The following is a 17,878-nucleotide window of genomic DNA, read 5'->3' as shown; positions in this document are numbered from 1 at the left end:
GTCGCGCAGTTCCCCGCGCCCCTTGCGGGGGCGCTCATCACCACGTCGGTCGAGCGGATACCCCTCCGTCGACCACGAGGTCGTGGCCGGTGATCCAGGATGCGAGGGGTGAGGTCAGGAAGACCACCGCGTCGGCCACGTCGTCCGCGGTGCCCAAACGGCCCGTGGGTACGGCGTCCTGCCATCTCCGGACCCCCTCCGGCCAGGCCTCCGCCAGGCCTTCCCGGTCGATCAGGCCCGGGGAGACGGAGTTGACGCGGATGCCGGAGGGGCCGTACTCCAGGGCCGCCGATCTCGCGTGCATGACGACCGCCGCCTTCGCCGCGCTGTAGTGGGCGTGACCGGCGGCCGGATGGGTCGCCTCGATGGAGGCGATGTGGGTGACCGTGCCGCCGCCGGGCTGGGCCCGCATGATCTCGGCGGCGGCCTGGGTGCAGGCGAAGACGCTGGTGAGGTCGGTGTCGACGACCGCGCGCCAGTCGGCCGCAGTCATGCCCGGCAGGGGCTGTACGGGCTGTACGGCCGCGTTGTTGACGAGGGCCGTGAGGCGGCCGTCGCCCCACGCGGCGGCCTCGCGGACGACGCGGTGGCAGGTTTCCTCATCGCTCAGGTCTCCCTGTACGACCGTCGCCCTGCCGCCGAGGGCGACGATGTCCGAGGCCGCCTCCTGCGCCGCGCGTACCGCCGTACGGCAGTGCACGGCCACCGCCGCGCCCTCCTCCGCCAGGCGCCGGGCGATGGCCCGGCCGATGCCGCCGCTCGCGCCCGTGACCAGGGCGGTCTGTCCTTCCAAGAGGTTGTTCGTCATGGACGGCAGAGTTCCGTGATGCGGGCCGCTTCGGACGGGTAACGCGCCGTGAGGTGGGCCGCGTTCCCGTGCTCGTACCCCTCGAAGGTGAATCCGGGGGCCATGGTGCAGCCGAAGAAGGTCCAGGCGCCGGGGGTCGCCACCCGGGCGCCCATCCAGGTGCCGGCCGGGACGGTCAGCTGGAGGTGCTGGCCGCCCCGCAGGTCGGGGCCGAGGACGGGGGTGCGGGCGGTGCCGTCGGGGGCGAGGAGCAGGAGGTCCAGGGGGTCGCCCAGGTAGAAGTGCCAGATCTCGTCGGTGGGGAGGCGGTGCAGGGCCGAGTAGTCGTCGGCGGTGAGGAGGACCACGATCGCGGTGCCCTCGGGGCGGCCGTCGGCGCGGGCGGGACCGGCCCAGGTCTCCCGGAACAGACCGCCCTCGCGGGGGATCGGCTCCAGGCCGTAGTGGGCGATGAGGTCATCGGGGGTCAGCGTCGGGGAGGACATCCGGGAAGGCTACCGGCCTCGGGAGAAAAGCCAGTTGAGCGCGCTTTTCGGGCAGGTGGACGTCGGGGAGGTCGATCTCCGGGAGGACGACGGCCGGGCCGAGCTCGAAACCCTGGCGCCGGAAGCGGGCGATCGCCTTCTCGTTGCGGACGTCGGGGTCCACGACGACGCGGTGCCGGTCGAGCGCGAGCAGGACGTACGCCGTGAAGGCGGTCAGCAGGGCCTCCGTCCAGCCGGGCCGGGGGCCCTCGGGTCCGGCCGGGGCGAGGAGGACGTGGACGCCGATGTCGCCGGGGCGGACGTCGTAGCACTCGCTCACCCGGTCGGCCGCCGGCTCGTACGTCTGGAGGAGGCCGACCGGGGTGCCGTCCTTCTCGGCCAGGTACGCGTGGTGGGTGTCGAGGGTCGCCATGTGGGCGTAGATCTCGGCGACCTGGGCGCGGGTGAGGCCGGTCATCCCCCAGAAGGCGGCGCGTTCCGTGTCGGCCCAGGTGTGGACGACGGCCGCGTCGCGCGCGGGGTCGAGGGGGCGGAGGCGGACGGTTCCGAAGCCGGGGACGGTGTGCGCGAAGCCGCGCGCGGGGGTGGGCAGAGGGAAGGGGGCGGGGGGCTGCTCAGCCATCGTTCTCGGTCTCCTCTACGAGGTCCAGGCGGTCCCAGTCGGTGACGACCGGGGCGAGTTCTCCCTTGAGCCACAAGGGGAGTTGGTCGGTGTGGTGGGGTGTGCCGGGGACGCCGTCCGCGCCGAGCGGGACCACCCACAGGCTGTCGTCGCGGCGGGCCAGGTCCCAGACGTAGCGGGCGGCCGGGCCGCGCGCGGAGCGGTCGGTGAGGCCGGGGACGGCGGAGGTGCACAGCACGCAGTCGTGGTCGCCGGAGAGGGCCGGTCCGTCGTACGGCGCCGGGTCGGGCAGCGCCTGCCAGGGGGCGAGGCGGTGGGTGTCCCCCCAGGTGCCGGTGGGCGCGTCGGCCGCGACCTCCTCCACGGCCGCGCGTACGACGGCAGGACGGTCGACGCCGTACAACTCCTCTGCCCGCAGCAGGTGTTCGAGGGCGAACGCGATACGGGGGGTGAGGGCCAGCCAGGGGAGCAGGACCTCGGGGTGGGCCGGGGGGTCCGCGAGCGCGGCGAAGGCGGGGTGGGCGGCGAGGTGCCGTACGACGGCGGAGCGTACGGCCGCGTAGGCGGCGGCGTCGGTGCTGCCGGCGTCCATCCGGCGGTCCCAGGCGAGGAGCCGGTCGCGGAGCGCGGCGGCCTCGGGGGTGAGGTCGTCGAGGCCGTCGAGGGCCGCCAGGTGGTCGAGGAGCGGGGCGGCGGAGGCGAGGTGGGTGTCGGTGTGGATCACGGGCAGGGCAGCGGCGGACCAGGTGCGGCGCTCGTCGAGGAGGGCGCGGATGCGGTCGGCGCGGTGGGGCGGGGCGAACTCGACGCCGAGGGGGGTGGCCGGGCCGCGCTGGTTCGCCATCACGGCGACGCCGTCGGTGAGGTCGCCGTACGGCATCTCGTGCCAGCCCTGCCAGTCGTGGCCGGGGAGCCAGGCGGGGGCGAGGCGGGTGCGGTTGGTGCGGGAGCGGACGGGGACGCGGCCGGCGACGCGGTGCAGGGTGCCTCCGGCGGTGTCGGCGGCGTGGACTACGTTGACGGGCTCGGTCCAGGCGTCGAAGGCCCTGTCGACGTCGGTGACGTCGCGGGCGCGGAGCAGCGGGAGGAGGGCGCTGAAGCCGAGGTCTCCGGTGACGCGGGGTGGGTAGCGCAACGCCAACGCCTCGGCTTCGCCATCGGCAGATGTCCTCCCACCCGCACCACCCGTGCGGGTTTCGTCGTCGGGTGCGGGTGGCCCCTGTGGGGGCTGAGCGCCATCGGCGGCCACCGGCGCCAGACCGCCACCGCTCCCCGCCACCTCCACTGCCCTCGCAGCCCCCGCCTCCGCGGCCCCCGCCGCTTCCGCAGCCCCCGCCTCCGCTGCCTCTACCGCCTCCGCAGCCCCCGCTACCTCCGCCGCCTCCGCTACCTCCGCCTCCGTCGCTTCCGTTTTCTCTGCCGCCTCTGTTGCCTCTACCGCCCCCGCTGCCTCCGTCGCTTCCGTTGCCTCTACCGCCTCCGCTGCCTCCTCCGCTTCCGTTGCCTCCCCCGGGCGCCCGGTGATGACCGGGCCCCGGGGTGTTTCGAGGAGTTCGATGTGTAGTGGGGGGTTGCCGGAGATCTCGATGGTTTCCGTGTGGCGGGTGGTCGGGGTCCAGATGCCGTTCGGGGAGAGGGCCTGTACGTCGGTTTCGGTGCGCCGCAGGCGCTCCCGGTAGAGGTCCTGGTAGTCGGCCATCGCGTTGGTGATGGACCAGGCGACCGTGCCCGTGTGGGCGAAGTGGGCGATGCCGGGGACGCCCGGGACGGCGAGGCCGACGACGTCGAACTCCGGGCAGGAGAGGTGGATCTGCTGGTAGACCCCGGGCGCTTCGATGAAGCGGTGCGGGTCGCCGGCGAGCAGGGCGTGGCCGGTGGTGGTGCGGGAACCTGCAAGGAGCCAGCCGTTGCTGCCGGCGGTGGCGGGACCGTCCGTGGCGAAGAGCGGGATCGCCTCCTCGCCCAGGTGCCGTATCGCCTCCTCGCGCCACAGCTTGGCCGGGAAACCGGCGAACAGGATGTGGGTGGCCAGCCAGACGGCCAGCGGGTGCCACGGCTCCCACGTGCCGGGGGCCAGGCCGGTGCGGGCGAACTCCGGCGTGCGGGCGGCGCCGGCCGGCAGGCCCTCGTTGACGCCGGCCACGTACGCCCGTACCCAGTCCGCCGTCTCCGGGTCCCGTCCCTCCAGCGCCTCGAAGCAGCGCCGCGCCGTGTCCGCCAGGCGGGCCCGGCGGGCGAAGACGTCCCAGGCGACGGCCGGGGCGCCGAGGAAGGACGCCGACGTGCCCTGCGCACGGTGCCGTTCCACCTCCAGCTGCCAGGCCCGGTCCCGGGCGGTGACCCGGCCCTGCGCGCGGGCGAGTTCGAGGGCGTCGGCCGCCCGCAGATGCGGGATGCCCCAGGCGTCGCGGTACGTCTCGATGGTCACCCGGTGACCCCCTTGTCTGAGGTTAGCCTTACCTAAGCTGAATCGCGGAGGAATCGTACGCGAGGGGTGAGGGAGTCGAGGAGGCCGGGGGAGGGCGGGCGGCGGCGAGCGCGCGGCGGCGGTCCGGGCACGGGATCATCGAGCCATGGACGCCAACGCCGACTCCCCCGCCCTGCACCTCGCCCAGGACCCCGAGGCCGACGAACTCCTCGGCCGCAGCAGGCTCGCCGCGCTCATCGGCATGCTGCTCGACCAGCAGGTGCCGATGGAGTGGGCGTTCAAGGGGCCGGCGACCATCGCCCGGCGCATGGGCACGGACGACCTGGACGCGCACGAGATCGCCGCCCAGGACCCGGAGGCGTTCGGCGCGCTGCTCTCCGAGAAGCCGGCCGTGCACCGGTACCCCGGCTCCATGGCGAAGCGCATCCAGCAGCTGTGCCAGTACCTCGTCGAGCACTACGACGGTGACGCCGAGGGCATCTGGCGTGACGTCGACAGCGGGGCGGAGCTTCTCGGGCGGCTCCAGGAACTGCCCGGGTTCGGGAAGCAGAAGGCACAGATCTTCCTGGCGCTGCTGGGCAAGCAGCTGGGGGTGACGCCGACGGGGTGGCGGGAGGCGGCCGGGGCGTACGGGGAGCCGGCGGCGTACCGGTCGGTGGCCGACATCACCGGGCCCGAGTCGCTGGCGAAGGTACGGGCCCACAAGCAGGAGATGAAGGCGGCGGCGAAGGCGGAGAAGGCAGCGAAGACGGCGAAGGGCGGGGCCACGTCGTAGGCCGGGGGCCGCCGTGGGGCTCCGGGCGTCATCCGATCAGCCTCTCCCTGCTGGCACCGGCGCCGCACCCGGTCTCAGCTGGAACCATGACCGAGCCCCCCAGCACCGGCCCCGCCGCCGACGACCGCAAGGCGCACGCCACCGGCACCGCCCGGCATGAGCCCGAACCGCCCCTCGAGGGACCGCTGCACGCCCTCTCCCGGGCCGCCTGGCAGATCGTCCTGCTCACCGGGATCGCCTCCCTGATCCTCGGCGTCCTGGTCCTCGTCTGGCCCGGCGCCTCGCTGCTCGCCGCCGGTGTGCTCTTCGGCATCTACCTGCTGATCGCCGGTGTCTTCCAGCTGATCGCCGCGTTCGGCACGCACCGGTCGACCGCGCTGCGGGTGCTGGCCTTCATCAGCGGCGCGCTGATGATCGTGCTGGGCCTCTTCTGCTTCCGCGGCCCGCTGGAGTCGATCCTGCTGCTCGCCCTGTGGATCGGCATCGGCTGGCTGATCCGCGGGATCACGCAGACCATGGCCGCCGTCTCCGACTCGCGGATGCCCGCGCGGGGCTGGCAGGTCTTCCTCGGCATCGTCACGTTCGTCGCCGGCGTCGTGCTGATCGTCTCGCCGTTCAAGTCGGTCGCGGTACTCACCCTCGTCGCCGGCATCTGGCTGGTCGTCGTCGGCATCGTCGAGATCGTCACGGCCTTCGGCATCCGCAGCCGCGCCAAGCAGATCCCACAGACCCTGTGAACGCCGGCTCCGACTCCGACTCCGGCTCCGGCTCCACACACGCAGGCCTCGCAAACGCGGGCTCCATGGACGCGGGCTTCATGGACGCAGGGCTCACGAACACCAACCACGCGAACACCGGCCTCGTCAGCGCAGGCCTCGTGGACGCGGGCCTGGCGTGCGCAGGCCTTATGGGCGCGGGCTTTGTGAGCGGCGCGGGCTCTGTGAGCGGCGCGAGCCTTGTGCGCGACGCGGGCCTTGTGCGCGACGCGAGCCTTGCCACCCCCTCCGTTTCGTCAACCTCGCGCCCCGCAGGTACGCCGAGCGAGCGGATCTCGCGTCTGGTGCGATGAACACCGCCCACTCTGTGGGGAGATGACCGGTATGAGCAGCGGTCTCCCGGCCGGACGTCGCCCACGGTCAGGCCCCGCCTGGCCGCGGGCGCTCGTGCTGCTGCTCGTCCTGCTGCTGGCCGGCGTCCCGACGGCGGCCGAGGCGCTCGCCGCGGCCTCCCCTGCCGTCTCGGCGGAGACCGTCGAGCACGACGTCCCCGACCTCCCGCTGCGGCCACCCGCCCGCACCGTGCACCGCGCCGACGTACCCCAGCGCCCCGCGCCGCTCCCCGACCCGGCGCCCGCCGGCCCGGCGGACCCGCACCGCCCTTCCCCGACGGCACCCCGTCCGCCGTACGCCACGCCCCTCCTGCGCACCGTGGTCCTGCGCTGCTGACCGACCGGCCTGTCCCGCACTCCCCCAGGTCAGTCAGCTCTACGCAAGGAACACAGTCATGTCCTCAGACCCGTACGCGGTCCTGCGCGCCCTGCTGCGCGCGGAAGCCGTCCGCAGCATGCCCAAGCCGGAGACGAAGACGGCCGAGCCGCCGAGGCCTCTGCCGCAGGACGAGAAACGCGGTTGATCCCGCGGAGCTGAACCGGTGCTGAGCCGGAGTTGAGCCGGAGTTGAGCCGGGTGACCCGTCCGCGGGTGCCCGGCTCACCTGCGGCGGCGGGCCGTACCGAACAGCGACCGGGTGATCTCACGGCCGAGTTGCGTGCCCACGGACCGGGCGAGGGACCTGAACATCCCGCTGCCGACCACCTGCTCGACCAGCGACGGCGGTTCCTCCCTGCGGGCTTCGGGGGCCTGTCGCCCGGCCGTCGGCGTCCGTTGCAGCTTCTCGTACGCCGACTCCCGGTCCACAGCCTGTGCATAACGTCCGTGGAGCGCGGACCCCTGCACCGCCGCGTCCAGCTCCGCCGCGGCCACCGGCCCCATCAGCGACTCGGGGGCCCGCAGCCGGGTCGCCGCGACCGGTGTCGGGGCGCCCGTCTCGCCGAGCACGGTCACCACCGCCTCGCCGGTGCCGAGCCCGGTGAGCAGTTCCTCCAGGTCGTACGACGACTTCGGGAAGGTCTGCACGGTGGCCCGCAGCGCCTTCTGGTCCTCCGGGGTGAAGGCCCTGAGCGCGTGCTGGACGCGGCTGCCGAGCTGGCCGAGTACCTCGGCCGGTACGTCCTTCGGGGTCTGCGTCACGAAGAAGACGCCGACCCCTTTCGAGCGAATGAGGCGTACGGTCTGCGTGATCGAGTCGAGGAACGCCTTCGAGGCGTCGTCGAAGAGCAGGTGCGCCTCGTCGAAGAAGAAGACCAGCTTCGGCTGGTCGGCGTCGCCGATCTCGGGGAGGTCGTGGAAGAGGTCGGCGAGCAGCCACATCAGGAAGGTGGAGAAGAGGAGGGGTCTGTCCTGGACGGCGGGGAGTTCGAGGACCGAGACGATGCCGCGGCCGTCCGGTGCCGTACGCAGGAGGTCGGCCGTGTCGAACTCCGGCTCGCCGAAGAAGTCCGCCATGCCCTGGGCCTCGAAGGCGGTGAGCGAGCGCAGGATCACCCCGGCGGTGGCCGTCGAAAGGCCTCCGATGTCCTTCAGTTCCGCCTTGCCCTCGGCGGAGGTGAGGAAGGCGACCACCGCCCTGAGGTCCTTGAGGTCGATCAGCTCCAGGCCCTTGGTGTCGGCGTAGTGGAAGATCAGGCCGAGGGACTGTTCCTGGGTCCGGTTGAGCTGGAGCACCTTGGCGAGCAGCAGCGGGCCGAAGCTGGTGATCGTGGCGCGGACGGGGATGCCGTGGCCGAGGCCGCCGAGCGCGAGGAACTCGGCGGGGAAGCCGGTCGCCGTCCACTGCTGGCCGACCTCGGCCGCCCGCCCCTCGACCCTGTCGTTCGCCTGCCCGGGCCGCGCGACGCCGGACAGGTCGCCCTTGACGTCCGCCAGGAACACCGGGACGCCGTGCGCCGAGAGCTGCTCGGCGATCAGCTGGAGCGTCTTGGTCTTGCCGGTGCCGGTGGCGCCTGCGACCAGGCCGTGGCGGTTGAGCATGGCGAGGGGGATGCGGACCTGTGCGCCGGGAAAGCACCGGCCGTCCCGGAGTACGGCGCCGAGGTCCAGCGCCTGACCGGCGAAGGCGTACCCGGCGGCGATCCCGGCGACCACCGGATCGACGGCGGTCGCGGGGTCCTCCGCGCCCGCGGGGTCCTCGACACCGGCAGGCTCGTCGACACCGGCAGGCTCGTCGACGCCCGCAGGCTCGTCGACGCCCGCGGGGTCGTTGACGCCCGCTGCGTCGGCGTCACCGGCACTCGTCATCGGACCCCCTGTTCCTGTTTAGCCCACTTGATGACCTTTACGGTGTCTTTTCCAGCGTCGCACTCGGTCGCCATGGCTGCGCCCGGAACGTCTGGACCGGTAGGCTTTCCGTGTGATCTTCAAGCGCATCGGAAACGGCCGGCCGTACCCCGACCACGGCCGGGAGAGCACCCGGCAGTGGGCGGACGTCGCGCCGCGCCCGGTCCGCCTCGATCAGCTCGTGACGACCAAGGGGCAGCTCGACCTGGAGACCCTCCTCGCCGAGGACTCGACGTTCTACGGCGACCTCTTCGCGCACGTCGTGAAGTGGCAGGGCGACCTGTACCTGGAGGACGGGCTGCACCGCGCGGTCCGCGCCGCCCTGCAGCAGCGTCAGGTGCTGCACGCGCGCGTGCTCGAACTCGACTGACACCCGCGCGCCATCCGGCATTTGCCGCCGGTTGCCCCTTTCGGGTTGGACCGAGCACCGTCGGATGATCATCTATTAGTCAACGCACCCGCGGCGCACTACGCTGCGCTCATGAGCATGCTGACTCCCCCCGGCATGGGCGGCCAGTACCGGATCACAGGGGACAAATACCCTCGCATGCGCCCGCGCCGACGGCGTGCCCGGCTCGCCCTCTCCGTGGTCGCCTCCGTCACCGCGCTCGGCCTGGTCGGCTGGGGCACCCTGCAGCTCATCGACGTCTTCACAGGCGACGGCGGGACGGCCTCGGCGGCCGGCGCGGCCGGAGACTGCGTCAAGCAGGCCGCCGCCAGCCCGAGCCCCGCGGCCGGCGCGTCGGCCGCGGTCTTCCCGAAGCCGGCCCAGATCACGGTGAACGTCTACAACGCCACGACCCGCACGGGCCTGGCCAAGGACACCGCGGACGAACTGAAGAAGCGCGGCTTCAAGATCGGCGACGTCGGCAACGCGCCGGCGAAGTTCGACCAGAAGGTCAAGGGCACGGCGATACTGCTCGGCCCGGCCACGGCCCTGAAGACCTCGCTCCCGGTCCTGGCCACCCAGGTGACGGCGGCCGACCAGCGCACGGAGGCGGGCCGCAAGGGCACCACCGTCGACCTGATCATCGGCAACGCCTTCAAGACCCTCACCCCCCAGGCCACGGCCACCAAGGCCATCACAGCCCTCTCCGCCCCGAAACCGACGACAGCGACCTCGAAGAAGAGCTGCTGAGACCAGGGCACCGCCGCGGCGGTCAAAGGGACAGTGAGCACGTGGAACAGGCGGCTCAACAGCCGCCCCGAAGGGGCACGGGGAACTGCGCGACCAGCCACGACGAACCGCAGCCACCGGCGCATCCGCGCACCCACGGCGCCGAAGCGCCCGCACACCCCGCCGGGCACAGCGAGACACCGCCGAACACCGCCGCCGTGGCCGCGCGCGGTCGCGGCGGTCAAAGATGCGGAGCGCGGTGCGCCGAAGCGCCCGCACGCCCCGCAGGGACGGACCGGCGGTTACTCGGCGGCCCCGTACAGGCGGTCTCCCGCGTCGCCCAGCCCCGGCACGATGTACCCGTGCTCGTTGAGGTGGTCGTCGACCGCCGCCGTCACCACCGTGACCGGCGTCCCCGCCAGCTCCCGCTCCATGAGCTCGACGCCCTCGGGCGCGGCCAGCAGGACGACCGCCGTCACGTCGTCCGCACCACGCCGGATGAGCTCGCGGATCGCCGCGACCAGCGTGCCGCCCGTGGCCAGCATCGGGTCCAGGACGTAGACCTGGCGCCCGGAGAGGTCCTCCGGCATCCGCGAGGCGTACGTGGACGCCTGGAGCGTCTCCTCGTTGCGGATCATGCCCAGGAAGCCCACCTCGGCGGTCGGCAGCAGCCGCACCATGCCGTCCAGCATGCCGAGCCCGGCCCGCAGGATCGGCACCACCAGCGGGCGCGGCCGGGCGAGCTTGACGCCGGTCGTGGCGGCCACCGGGGTCTGGATGTCGACGGCCTCGGTCCGCACGTCCCGCGTCGCCTCGTAGGCGAGCAGGGTGACCAGTTCGTCGGCGAGCCGCCGGAACGTCGCGGAGTCGGTGCGCTGGTCGCGCAGCGTGGTGAGCTTGTGGGCGACCAGGGGGTGGTCGACGACGTGGAGACGCATGTCCACAACAGTAACCGCGCCCCCTCACACCTCGCGCACGCCCGCGCTCGCCCGCCCTGGCATCAAACCGCCCATCCGGGGGAAAGTGGAGGTGTCGGACCGGGGGTGATGCGACCGTGGACGAGCTTCCCTGGCCGCCCGAACGGCCGGACCGTCCGTACGGCGCGCCCGAGGGTGAGACGGAGGCCGAGCGGCGCCGCCGCCGGGCCCGGTTCCTGCGCGAGCTCGCCGAGGCGCGGGCGCTGCGCGACCGGGTCCAGCCCCGCCGCGCCAAGGCCGCCCGGCTGCGGCACGCGATGCGGATGCGGACGTTCCGCCGGTAGGAATCGGTAAAAACCGCAGGAACTGCGGGAACTCACAAGTCCGGCAGGAGCCCGACAAGACCGGCTGGAGTCCGCAGGACTCGCCAAGAGTTGGCAAGACTCGGCAAGAGTCGTAAAGCCGATCCTTCGGCAAAGATCCACTCCTTGTGGCGCGTTGCGGTCCGTCACGGGGAAGGCCGTGCGTGGGCCGCGGGAAAACCCGCGTACGATCCGCAGGTGGCGGCAACGAGTGCGCTGGTGACTGCGTTGACGGACGCATGGATGGCTCTTTGCATACGTGCGATCAAAACTGCCAGACACAGGGAGCCGAAGACGTCCCCTGAACGCCTTGTTTCTGCCACGATTCCGAGTGGGCGGGGCTCGGAGCACAGCTCTCCCCGCCCAGAACCTCCGCCGGGGGGACCCCCAACCGGCACGCCTAAGACCAGTGGGAGAGTCACGGTGTACTTCGCCGCACTGCTCGCGCGCACCGAAGACGGGTGGGAAGCGAGCGACACAGAGCTCGACGATGTGGAGACCCTGTCGGACCTGGCCGACCTGGCCCGGGAATCGGCCTCGGAGGCCGACGACACGGTGCTCGTCTTCATCGAGCAGGAAGACGCGTGGTTCGGCGTCGTGCGCGTCGACGGGGAGGAGGACCCCCGGGTCTTCGTCTCCAACGCAGCCGCCGCCGCCCGCAGCTCGTACGGCGAGCTCCTGCTCACCGACGAACTGCTCGGAAGGGAGCCCAAGGACGAAGCCGACGACCTGGACGCCCTCGACCTCGACGGCACCGAGGACGGTGAACCGGACGCCGAGGAGGACGAGGACGCGGACGGTTCCGCCGTGCCGGCCGGCCCGGTCGGCGACGCCGCGATCCTGGACGACCTGGGCGTGAGCGCGAAGGAGCTGCTGACCCTGGACGAGGACGCGCTCGGCGAGATCGCCGAGGCCCTGGGCGCCTCCGACGTCCTGGAGACCGTCCGCTGACCCTCCACGAGGCCCCCGGGTCCCCCGACCCGGTACGTGACCGCTGGCGGGCCGCGATGCGGCTCGCCCTGGACGAGGCCGGCCGGGCCGTACGGGGCGGGGACGTCCCCGTCGGCGCCGTCGTGCTGTCCCCGGACGGTACGACGGTCCTCGCGGCCGGGCACAACGAACGCGAGGCCACCGGCGACCCCACCGCGCACGCCGAGGTGCTCGCCCTGCGCCGGGCCGCCGCGGCGCTGGGGGAGTGGCGGCTCACCGGCTGCACCCTGGTCGTCACGCTGGAACCCTGCACGATGTGCGCCGGCGCCCTGGTCCAGTCCCGGGTGGACCGGGTCGTCTACGGCGCCCGTGACGAGAAGGCCGGCGCCGCGGGGTCCCTCTGGGACGTCGTCCGCGACCGGCGCCTCAACCACCGCCCCGAAGTCGTCGAGGGCGTCCTCGCGGACGAATCCGCCCGCCTCCTCACGGACTTCTTCCGCACCCGCTGAGGCGCCTTCCCCGGCCCCCGAATACCGATTTCGGAGCACGGCCCACCGTGCTGTAAGGTCTCCCTCGGTAGCGTGTCCGAGCGGCCGAAGGAGCTCGCCTCGAAAGCGAGTGTGGCGCAAGTCACCGAGGGTTCAAATCCCTCCGCTACCGCTGTCGTCTGAAGGGCGGCTCCGCATCGGAGCCGCCCTTCAGGCGTTATGCCGTCGGCTCGGGGCGCTTGCCCGCGTAGTTCCAGACGAGGGCCCCGAAGACCGGGGTGTGCAGCAGGAACAGCAGCCAGAGCCACTTCGGGACGTACCTGACCCGCTCCGCCGGCGTGCGGACACAGTCGAGCAGTGCCGCCACGACGAGCACGATCAGCAGGGCCACGAGCCCGAAGGCCACCGTTGTCATCAGCATCTGCGCTCTCCCTCTCGATCCCGGCCGACCCGGGTTCGCCTCCGTTGCCTCGGCCCTTCATCGGAGCGGACCCCGCGATCGGTTCACGCGACCGGTCGGGAAAGAACCGGCCGAGAAAAAAACCGTCACCCATCGCGCCGTTGGTCATACAAAACGATCGGAGGGTTACACTCGCGCCCGGCAACCGGGGGAACCCGGGGGAAGTGACAGGGGAGAGGCCAGGTGGCGGTGAACGCCAAGAAGATCGCCGTCTACGTACTCGTGATCTTCGCGCTCTACGTGATCATCACGGACCCGCCCAGGGCGGCGGACTGGGTCCAGATAGTCTTTCAGGGCATATCGGACGCCGCGAAGGCTGTCGGTGACTTCTTCACCTGGCTGGCCGACGGGGCGAAATAGACGTACCGGGAGTACCCATGATCCGCCACCTGGTCCTCTTCAAGCTCAACGAGGGCGTCGGGCGCGACGATCCGCGGGCCGTCGCGGGCGCCCAGGCCTTCGCCGACCTCGCCGGGCAGATCAAGGAGCTGCGCTTCTGGGAGTGCGGCTGGAACATCACCGAGCGCCCGATCGCGTACGACTTCGCGATCAACTCGGCGGTCGAGGACCGGGACGCGCTGAAGCGGTACCTGGAGCACCCGGCCCACCAGGCAGCCGCGGCACAGTGGCGGGAGTTCGGCACGTGGGTGATCGCCGACTACGAGTTCTGAGCCGTACGGCCGCTTCCGGATCCTGAGCCCTCCGCCCGCCGGGCGGGGGGCTTTGCTGCGCCTTATGCCTCAACTTGCCCGTATTAATACCCAACACGACGTTACCAGGTGCTTGCACACAGTGCACATGTCTTGTGATGCTATGACCGCTTTTGACGGATGATTGACCGATGAAGAGGTGGCGTTGACCGTGTCGGCCAGTTCTGCGCCGCCCCAGGAAGAGGCGCCCGCCCCAGCTCAGACCCCCGCCCAGGCCCCCGCCCAGGCCCCCGCCCAGACCCCCGCTCAGGCCGCCGCACAGGCTCCCGTCCAGAATCCCGCCCAGCCCCCCGCCCAAGCCGCCGCCCCCGCCCCGGAGAAGCGGCGGGGCGCCGACACCCGGGCGCTGACCCAGGTGCTCTTCGGTCAGCTCAAGGGCCTCAGGCCGGGCACCCCGGAGCACAACCGCGTGCGCGCGGCGCTCATCGAGGCAAACCTCCCGCTCGTGCGCTACGCGGCGGCCCGCTTCCGCTCCCGCAACGAGCCGATGGAGGACGTCGTCCAGGTCGGCACCATCGGGCTCATCAACGCCATCGACCGCTTCGACCCGGACCGGGGCGTGCAGTTCCCGACCTTCGCGATGCCGACCGTCGTCGGTGAGATCAAGCGCTACTTCCGGGACAACGTCCGCACCGTGCACGTACCGCGCCGGCTGCACGAGCTGTGGGTCCAGGTCAACAGCGCGACCGAGGACCTGACCACCGCCTTCGGCCGCTCCCCCTCCACCGCCGAGATCGCCGAGCGGCTGCGCATCAGCGAGGAGGAGGTGCTCTCCTGCATCGAGGCCGGCCGGTCGTACCACGCGACCTCCCTGGAGGCCGCGCAGGAGGGCGACGGGCTGCCAGGCCTCCTCGACCGCATCGGCTACGAGGACCCGGCCCTGGACGGCGTGGAACACCGCGACCTGGTCCGCCACCTGCTCGTCCAACTCCCCGAACGGGAGCAGCGGATCCTGCTGCTGCGCTACTACAGCAACCTCACCCAGTCCCAGATCAGCGCGGAGCTCGGCGTCTCCCAGATGCACGTCTCGCGCCTCCTGGCCCGCAGCTTCCAGCGCCTGCGCTCGGCCAACCGCATCGAGGCCTAGAGCCCGCCCCCAGGCCCGCCGAGAGGCCCGTCCCAGGGGCCCGTTACCGGTCCGAGATCCGCTCCGGGCGACTTGGTGAGACCGTAACCGCAAACAGGATCGAGCCATCACCAGCGCGAGCGAATCGCTCACCAGCGCACTTCCCGACAGTTGAGGGTCGAAAAACCGTCAGACCCCCTTCTTCCAGGGCGGATTCGCATCTCGCATGTCGACATGTCACTACAGCGTGTTGCCGACATGTGACATTCTGCGGGAAGCGCGTTTGCCGGGGCCCCGGCTCCGGTATTCAGGTGAAGGCATCGTTCCTAGCAGGGAACGCCGCCGCGACCGTCCCGCGACCCAAAGGGGGTGGCATGTCCGCAGACCAGGGCAGCTCGAAGGTGCTCATGCCCACGAAAAGCGAGGCAGCGCCCAAGGAGCTCGACGCCATCGACGTGCTCGACAGCGTCGAAGGCGCCATCGACGGCGCTCCGGCGCTGGAGGCTCCGCCGGCTCAGGAGCTTCCGGCCGTCTCCGAGAGCCTCGACACCCGCACCCTGTCCCGCTCCCTGTTCCTGCGCCTTGCCGCACTCGAAGAGGACAGCCCCGAGCGCGCCTACGTCCGGGACACCCTGATCGAACTCAACCTCCCCCTCGTGCGCTACGCGGCAGCCCGCTTCCGCAGCCGCAACGAGCCGATGGAGGACATCGTCCAGGTCGGCACCATCGGCCTGATCAAGGCGATCGACCGCTTCGACTGCGAACGGGGCGTGGAGTTCCCCACGTTCGCGATGCCGACCGTGGTCGGCGAGATCAAGCGGTTCTTCCGCGACACCTCCTGGTCGGTCCGCGTCCCGCGCCGCCTCCAGGAGCTGCGCCTGGCCCTCACCAAGGCCAGCGACGAGCTCTCCCAGAAGCTGGACCGCTCGCCGACGGTGACGGAGTTGGCGGCCGTCCTGGGCGTCTCCGAGGAGGACGTGGTCGACGGCCTCGCCGTCGGCAACGCGTACACCGCCTCCTCCCTCGACTCCCCGGCCCCCGAGGACGACGGCGGCGAGGGCTCCCTGGCCGACCGCCTCGGCTACGAGGACACGGCCCTGGAGGGCGTCGAGTACCGCGAGTCGCTCAAGCCGCTCCTCGCCAAGCTCCCGCCCCGCGAGCGCCGGATCATCATGCTCCGCTTCTTCGCGAACATGACCCAGTCCCAGATCGGCGAGGAGGTCGGCATCTCCCAGATGCACGTCTCCCGCCTGCTGACCCGCACCCTGGCCCAGCTCCGCGAGGGCCTGATCTCGGACTGAAGTCGCGCCTACGGGTTCCTTACTGACGGAGTGTCAGCCACACTGGCGCGATGCCTCTCCGCAGGACGCAGATCCGTAGGACAGCGACGACAGCAGGGACGGCGAGGCCGGCAGGGACGCCGAGAACACCGAGTGGCCGCCGGGCCGACGCCCCCGTGGTACCGGCGGCCGACCCGACGCGTCGACGCAGGGCGTCGGGCGGCCGGTGGGGCACCGTCACCGCGGCCTCGGCGGTCGCCGCCTGCCTGGCCTCGGCACTCACGGCGTGCGCGGGCGCCGGCACCGGCGGCTATACGGCGGTGGGCGCCGCGGGCGCCGAGGCGAGCACGTCGGCACGGCCGACGGGGTCGGTGACGCTGGTCCCGCTGGACGGCGCGAAGGGGACACGGAGCGGCACGGCCGGCGGGTCGACCGGCGGTGCGGCATCCGGGTCCGCCGGATCGCCGGGCACGACCGGCACGGCCAGCTCCGTTGCCGGTCCGTCGGCTTCACCCCGGTCGGCCGCGCCGTCCCCGTCCCGCCCCGACGGCGCCCGGCCACCGCACGGCGACCCGACGGCGCCGAACTCACCACAGCCGGGCACCTCTTCGGCCGCGCCCTCGCCCGCCGCCCTCACCTGGAGCACCCCCACCCGCGAGGCCACGGACCGGCGCTGGTGCGAGAAGGTGACCGTCGCCTTCGCCAACTCCGGTGGGACGGCGGCCCGTTCCGGCACGGTCACGCTCGGCACCCACATCGTCGACCTGCTGGGCATCGACTGGTCGACGGTCACCTCGACGGAGCCCCTGCCGGTCCCGGTCGCGCCCGGCTCCCGCAAGGTCGGCACCTGGACGGTCTGTGTGGACGACTGGCGGGTGCCGCTCGGCATGCACGTCGAGACCCGGGTCGTGACCGTCGACTGGAGCTGAGCACGACGAAAGCCCGGGGCACACGACCCCGGGTCCGCTTCGCCGTACCGTCAGCCCTCCTGCACGAGCGGCACGAGCCGCACGGGCTGCGTGAGCGGCACGAGCTACATGAGCGCGAGCCAGGCCACCGCCGCCACCACGACCACCGCGGCGACGATGCCGAGGATCAGGCCGAGGCGCGGGCCGGAGGAGGAGTAGGTGGTCGCCGTCTGCTGAGGAGTCTGCGGGGCCTCGTCGACGAACGCGCGGAACATCTGGGTGCTGCCGGCGGGGTCGTAGTTGCCCTGGGGGCCCTGGGTGTTAGCCATGGCCCGAGACACTAGCGAATCCGGGGGTCCGGCCCAAGTGGGGGGCCTCCCGCGCATCCGACTCGTCCCACCTGCGTGTTTACGTTCGCAATACTTGTCTTTGCCAAGTTTTTATACCCACCCTCGCCGATTTATTTGCCTGTGGCAACCAAGCAGTTCTATGGTTGCCCCAAGCAACGAATACGGTCATGAGGAGGTGTGCGGGATGGCGGAGCAGGCGCAGTTCGAGGAGCTGGCACGTCAGCTCAGCGCCGTCGGAGCCGTGAAGCGGGACCTGGGCCGCATTCTGCCGCCCGAGTGCCCGACCGGCTCGGCCGCGGTGCTGACGCTGCTCGGCCGCCACGGCTCCATGCGCATGAGCAAGCTCGCCGAGCTGCTCGCCGTGGACATGTCCGTGACCAGCCGGCACGTGGCGCACGTCGCCGAGCGCGGCTGGATCGAGCGCTCCCCCGACCCGGCGGACAAGCGCTCCCGCATCCTGCACCTCACCCCCGCGGGGGAGGCGACCCTGGTGGACCTGTCCCGGCGCAGCACCGAGCTGCTCGCCGAGCGGCTCGGCGACTGGAGCGACGAGGAGGTCGACCAGCTGATCCGGCTGATGACCCGGCTCCGGGACAGCTTCGGCGACTGCCGGGCCACCGGCCCGCACGCCCGGCCCGCCGTCGGCACGGCACCCGCCCCGACGGGCACGCCGAAGGCCACGGCGGAGGCCACGGACAAGGTCACGGTCACCTCCGCCGCCCGCGCCCCCACGCCCGTACTCGAACCGACGACCACCCGTACACCCGCTTAAGACGTA

24 protein-coding genes and 1 tRNA gene are annotated in these 17,878 nt (G+C 72.1%); 16 read left to right on the top strand and 9 right to left on the bottom strand.

All coding sequences use genetic code 11. The features are described 5' to 3' along the window. Positions 1-37 precede the first annotated feature (37 nt). Genes AB0D74_RS05705 through AB0D74_RS05690 form a run of 4 tightly spaced genes read right to left on the bottom strand, consistent with a single transcriptional unit; the run spans position 38 to position 4,343 of the window. Positions 38-808, bottom strand: coding sequence for an SDR family oxidoreductase (locus tag AB0D74_RS05705; RefSeq protein ID WP_362580868.1), 771 nt, complete (start codon positions 806-808; stop codon positions 38-40). After that, complete coding sequence (locus AB0D74_RS05700) at positions 805-1,278, bottom strand: cupin domain-containing protein (RefSeq protein ID WP_362581014.1); 474 nt, start codon at positions 1,276-1,278, stop codon at positions 805-807. The genes AB0D74_RS05705 and AB0D74_RS05700 overlap by 4 nt, the downstream gene beginning before the upstream one ends. Further along, positions 1,265-1,915 (bottom strand): GNAT family N-acetyltransferase, encoded by a 651-nt coding sequence (locus AB0D74_RS05695; protein ID WP_362580866.1) that lies wholly within the window; start codon positions 1,913-1,915, stop codon positions 1,265-1,267. Before AB0D74_RS05695 ends, AB0D74_RS05700 begins: the two co-directional genes overlap by 14 nt. Further along, positions 1,908-4,343 carry a penicillin acylase family protein gene (locus AB0D74_RS05690; protein WP_362580865.1) on the bottom strand — a complete coding sequence of 812 codons (2,436 nt, stop codon included), beginning with the start codon at positions 4,341-4,343 and terminating at the stop codon, positions 1,908-1,910. The genes AB0D74_RS05695 and AB0D74_RS05690 overlap by 8 nt, the downstream gene beginning before the upstream one ends. 145 nt (positions 4,344-4,488) lie before the next feature. Here AB0D74_RS05690 and AB0D74_RS05685 point away from each other — a divergent pair, with 145 nt between their 5' ends. From AB0D74_RS05685 to AB0D74_RS05670, 4 genes are all read left to right on the top strand, one after another. After that, positions 4,489-5,118, top strand: coding sequence for an HhH-GPD-type base excision DNA repair protein (locus AB0D74_RS05685; RefSeq protein WP_362580863.1), 630 nt, complete (start codon positions 4,489-4,491; stop codon positions 5,116-5,118). A gap of 86 nt (positions 5,119-5,204) precedes the next feature. Then, positions 5,205-5,855 carry an HdeD family acid-resistance protein gene (locus AB0D74_RS05680; protein ID WP_362580861.1) on the top strand — a complete coding sequence of 217 codons (651 nt, stop codon included), beginning with the start codon at positions 5,205-5,207 and terminating at the stop codon, positions 5,853-5,855. A gap of 363 nt (positions 5,856-6,218) precedes the next feature. Next, positions 6,219-6,563, top strand: a complete 345-nt coding sequence (locus AB0D74_RS05675; RefSeq protein ID WP_362580859.1) for a hypothetical protein — start codon at positions 6,219-6,221, stop codon at positions 6,561-6,563. 58 nt (positions 6,564-6,621) lie between these two features. Next, positions 6,622-6,750 carry a hypothetical protein gene (locus tag AB0D74_RS05670; protein WP_362580857.1) on the top strand — a complete coding sequence of 43 codons (129 nt, stop codon included), beginning with the start codon at positions 6,622-6,624 and terminating at the stop codon, positions 6,748-6,750. A gap of 76 nt (positions 6,751-6,826) precedes the next feature. Here AB0D74_RS05670 and AB0D74_RS05665 read toward each other — a convergent pair whose 3' ends face one another. Continuing rightward, positions 6,827-8,473, bottom strand: a complete 1,647-nt coding sequence (locus AB0D74_RS05665; RefSeq protein ID WP_362580855.1) for a helicase HerA-like domain-containing protein — start codon at positions 8,471-8,473, stop codon at positions 6,827-6,829. Between the two features lie 112 nt (positions 8,474-8,585). Here AB0D74_RS05665 and AB0D74_RS05660 point away from each other — a divergent pair, with 112 nt between their 5' ends. Beyond that, positions 8,586-8,882: a type II toxin-antitoxin system VapB family antitoxin gene (locus AB0D74_RS05660; protein WP_003999914.1), complete on the top strand. Its 297-nt coding sequence runs from the start codon at positions 8,586-8,588 to the stop codon at positions 8,880-8,882. 111 nt (positions 8,883-8,993) lie between these two features. Next, the gene (locus AB0D74_RS05655) at positions 8,994-9,650 is read left to right on the top strand and encodes a LytR C-terminal domain-containing protein (protein WP_362580853.1); all 657 of its coding nucleotides are present in this window, start codon (positions 8,994-8,996) and stop codon (positions 9,648-9,650) included. 281 nt (positions 9,651-9,931) lie between these two features. Here the strand turns inward: AB0D74_RS05655 and upp are convergent, their stop codons facing one another. Continuing rightward, positions 9,932-10,567, bottom strand: a complete 636-nt coding sequence (gene upp, locus AB0D74_RS05650; RefSeq protein ID WP_189262743.1) for a uracil phosphoribosyltransferase — start codon at positions 10,565-10,567, stop codon at positions 9,932-9,934. A 116-nt stretch (positions 10,568-10,683) separates the two neighbouring features. Here upp and AB0D74_RS05645 point away from each other — a divergent pair, with 116 nt between their 5' ends. The 4 genes from AB0D74_RS05645 (at position 10,684) to AB0D74_RS05630 (ending at position 12,498) form a co-directional block, all read left to right on the top strand. Beyond that, positions 10,684-10,890 carry a hypothetical protein gene (locus AB0D74_RS05645; RefSeq protein ID WP_362580851.1) on the top strand — a complete coding sequence of 69 codons (207 nt, stop codon included), beginning with the start codon at positions 10,684-10,686 and terminating at the stop codon, positions 10,888-10,890. Between the two features lie 441 nt (positions 10,891-11,331). Continuing rightward, positions 11,332-11,859 (top strand): hypothetical protein, encoded by a 528-nt coding sequence (locus AB0D74_RS05640; protein ID WP_362580849.1) that lies wholly within the window; start codon positions 11,332-11,334, stop codon positions 11,857-11,859. A 56-nt stretch (positions 11,860-11,915) separates the two neighbouring features. Further along, complete coding sequence (gene tadA / locus AB0D74_RS05635; RefSeq protein ID WP_294006499.1) at positions 11,916-12,347, top strand: tRNA adenosine(34) deaminase TadA; 432 nt, start codon at positions 11,916-11,918, stop codon at positions 12,345-12,347. A 66-nt stretch (positions 12,348-12,413) separates the two neighbouring features. Next, positions 12,414-12,498, top strand: a tRNA-Ser gene (locus AB0D74_RS05630). A gap of 45 nt (positions 12,499-12,543) precedes the next feature. On the opposite strand, the gene AB0D74_RS05625 is transcribed toward AB0D74_RS05630, so the two are convergent. Continuing rightward, on the bottom strand, positions 12,544-12,747 hold the full coding sequence (locus tag AB0D74_RS05625) for a PLDc N-terminal domain-containing protein (protein ID WP_362580848.1): 204 nt from the start codon (positions 12,745-12,747) through the stop codon (positions 12,544-12,546). 222 nt (positions 12,748-12,969) lie between these two features. Between AB0D74_RS05625 and AB0D74_RS05620 the strand changes: the two genes are divergently transcribed. The 4 genes from AB0D74_RS05620 (at position 12,970) to AB0D74_RS05605 (ending at position 15,863) form a co-directional block, all read left to right on the top strand. After that, positions 12,970-13,146 carry a hypothetical protein gene (locus tag AB0D74_RS05620; RefSeq protein ID WP_362580847.1) on the top strand — a complete coding sequence of 59 codons (177 nt, stop codon included), beginning with the start codon at positions 12,970-12,972 and terminating at the stop codon, positions 13,144-13,146. 17 nt (positions 13,147-13,163) lie between these two features. Beyond that, positions 13,164-13,457 carry a Dabb family protein gene (locus AB0D74_RS05615; protein ID WP_362580846.1) on the top strand — a complete coding sequence of 98 codons (294 nt, stop codon included), beginning with the start codon at positions 13,164-13,166 and terminating at the stop codon, positions 13,455-13,457. A gap of 190 nt (positions 13,458-13,647) precedes the next feature. Continuing rightward, a complete protein-coding gene (locus tag AB0D74_RS05610) occupies positions 13,648-14,583 on the top strand; it encodes an RNA polymerase sigma factor SigF (protein WP_362580844.1) in 936 nt (311 codons plus the stop codon). A gap of 353 nt (positions 14,584-14,936) precedes the next feature. Further along, complete coding sequence (locus tag AB0D74_RS05605; protein WP_362580842.1) at positions 14,937-15,863, top strand: RNA polymerase sigma factor SigF; 927 nt, start codon at positions 14,937-14,939, stop codon at positions 15,861-15,863. A 289-nt stretch (positions 15,864-16,152) separates the two neighbouring features. On the opposite strand, the gene AB0D74_RS05600 is transcribed toward AB0D74_RS05605, so the two are convergent. Continuing rightward, positions 16,153-16,506: a hypothetical protein gene (locus tag AB0D74_RS05600; RefSeq protein WP_362580840.1), complete on the bottom strand. Its 354-nt coding sequence runs from the start codon at positions 16,504-16,506 to the stop codon at positions 16,153-16,155. A 22-nt stretch (positions 16,507-16,528) separates the two neighbouring features. Between AB0D74_RS05600 and AB0D74_RS05595 the strand changes: the two genes are divergently transcribed. Beyond that, on the top strand, positions 16,529-16,771 hold the full coding sequence (locus tag AB0D74_RS05595; protein ID WP_362580838.1) for a hypothetical protein: 243 nt from the start codon (positions 16,529-16,531) through the stop codon (positions 16,769-16,771). A gap of 104 nt (positions 16,772-16,875) precedes the next feature. Here AB0D74_RS05595 and AB0D74_RS05590 read toward each other — a convergent pair whose 3' ends face one another. Next, positions 16,876-17,079 carry a hypothetical protein gene (locus AB0D74_RS05590; protein ID WP_362580836.1) on the bottom strand — a complete coding sequence of 68 codons (204 nt, stop codon included), beginning with the start codon at positions 17,077-17,079 and terminating at the stop codon, positions 16,876-16,878. A gap of 205 nt (positions 17,080-17,284) precedes the next feature. Here AB0D74_RS05590 and AB0D74_RS05585 point away from each other — a divergent pair, with 205 nt between their 5' ends. Then, positions 17,285-17,872 carry a MarR family transcriptional regulator gene (locus AB0D74_RS05585; protein ID WP_362580834.1) on the top strand — a complete coding sequence of 196 codons (588 nt, stop codon included), beginning with the start codon at positions 17,285-17,287 and terminating at the stop codon, positions 17,870-17,872. Positions 17,873-17,878: the final 6 nt, after the last annotated feature.

This window comes from Streptomyces sp. NPDC048278 (assembly GCF_040652195.1).
In the GTDB taxonomy this organism is placed as follows: Bacteria; Actinomycetota; Actinomycetes; order Streptomycetales; family Streptomycetaceae; genus Streptomyces.
The sequence above is the reverse complement of the archived record's forward strand: the minus strand, read 5'-3'. Positions and strand labels throughout refer to the sequence as shown.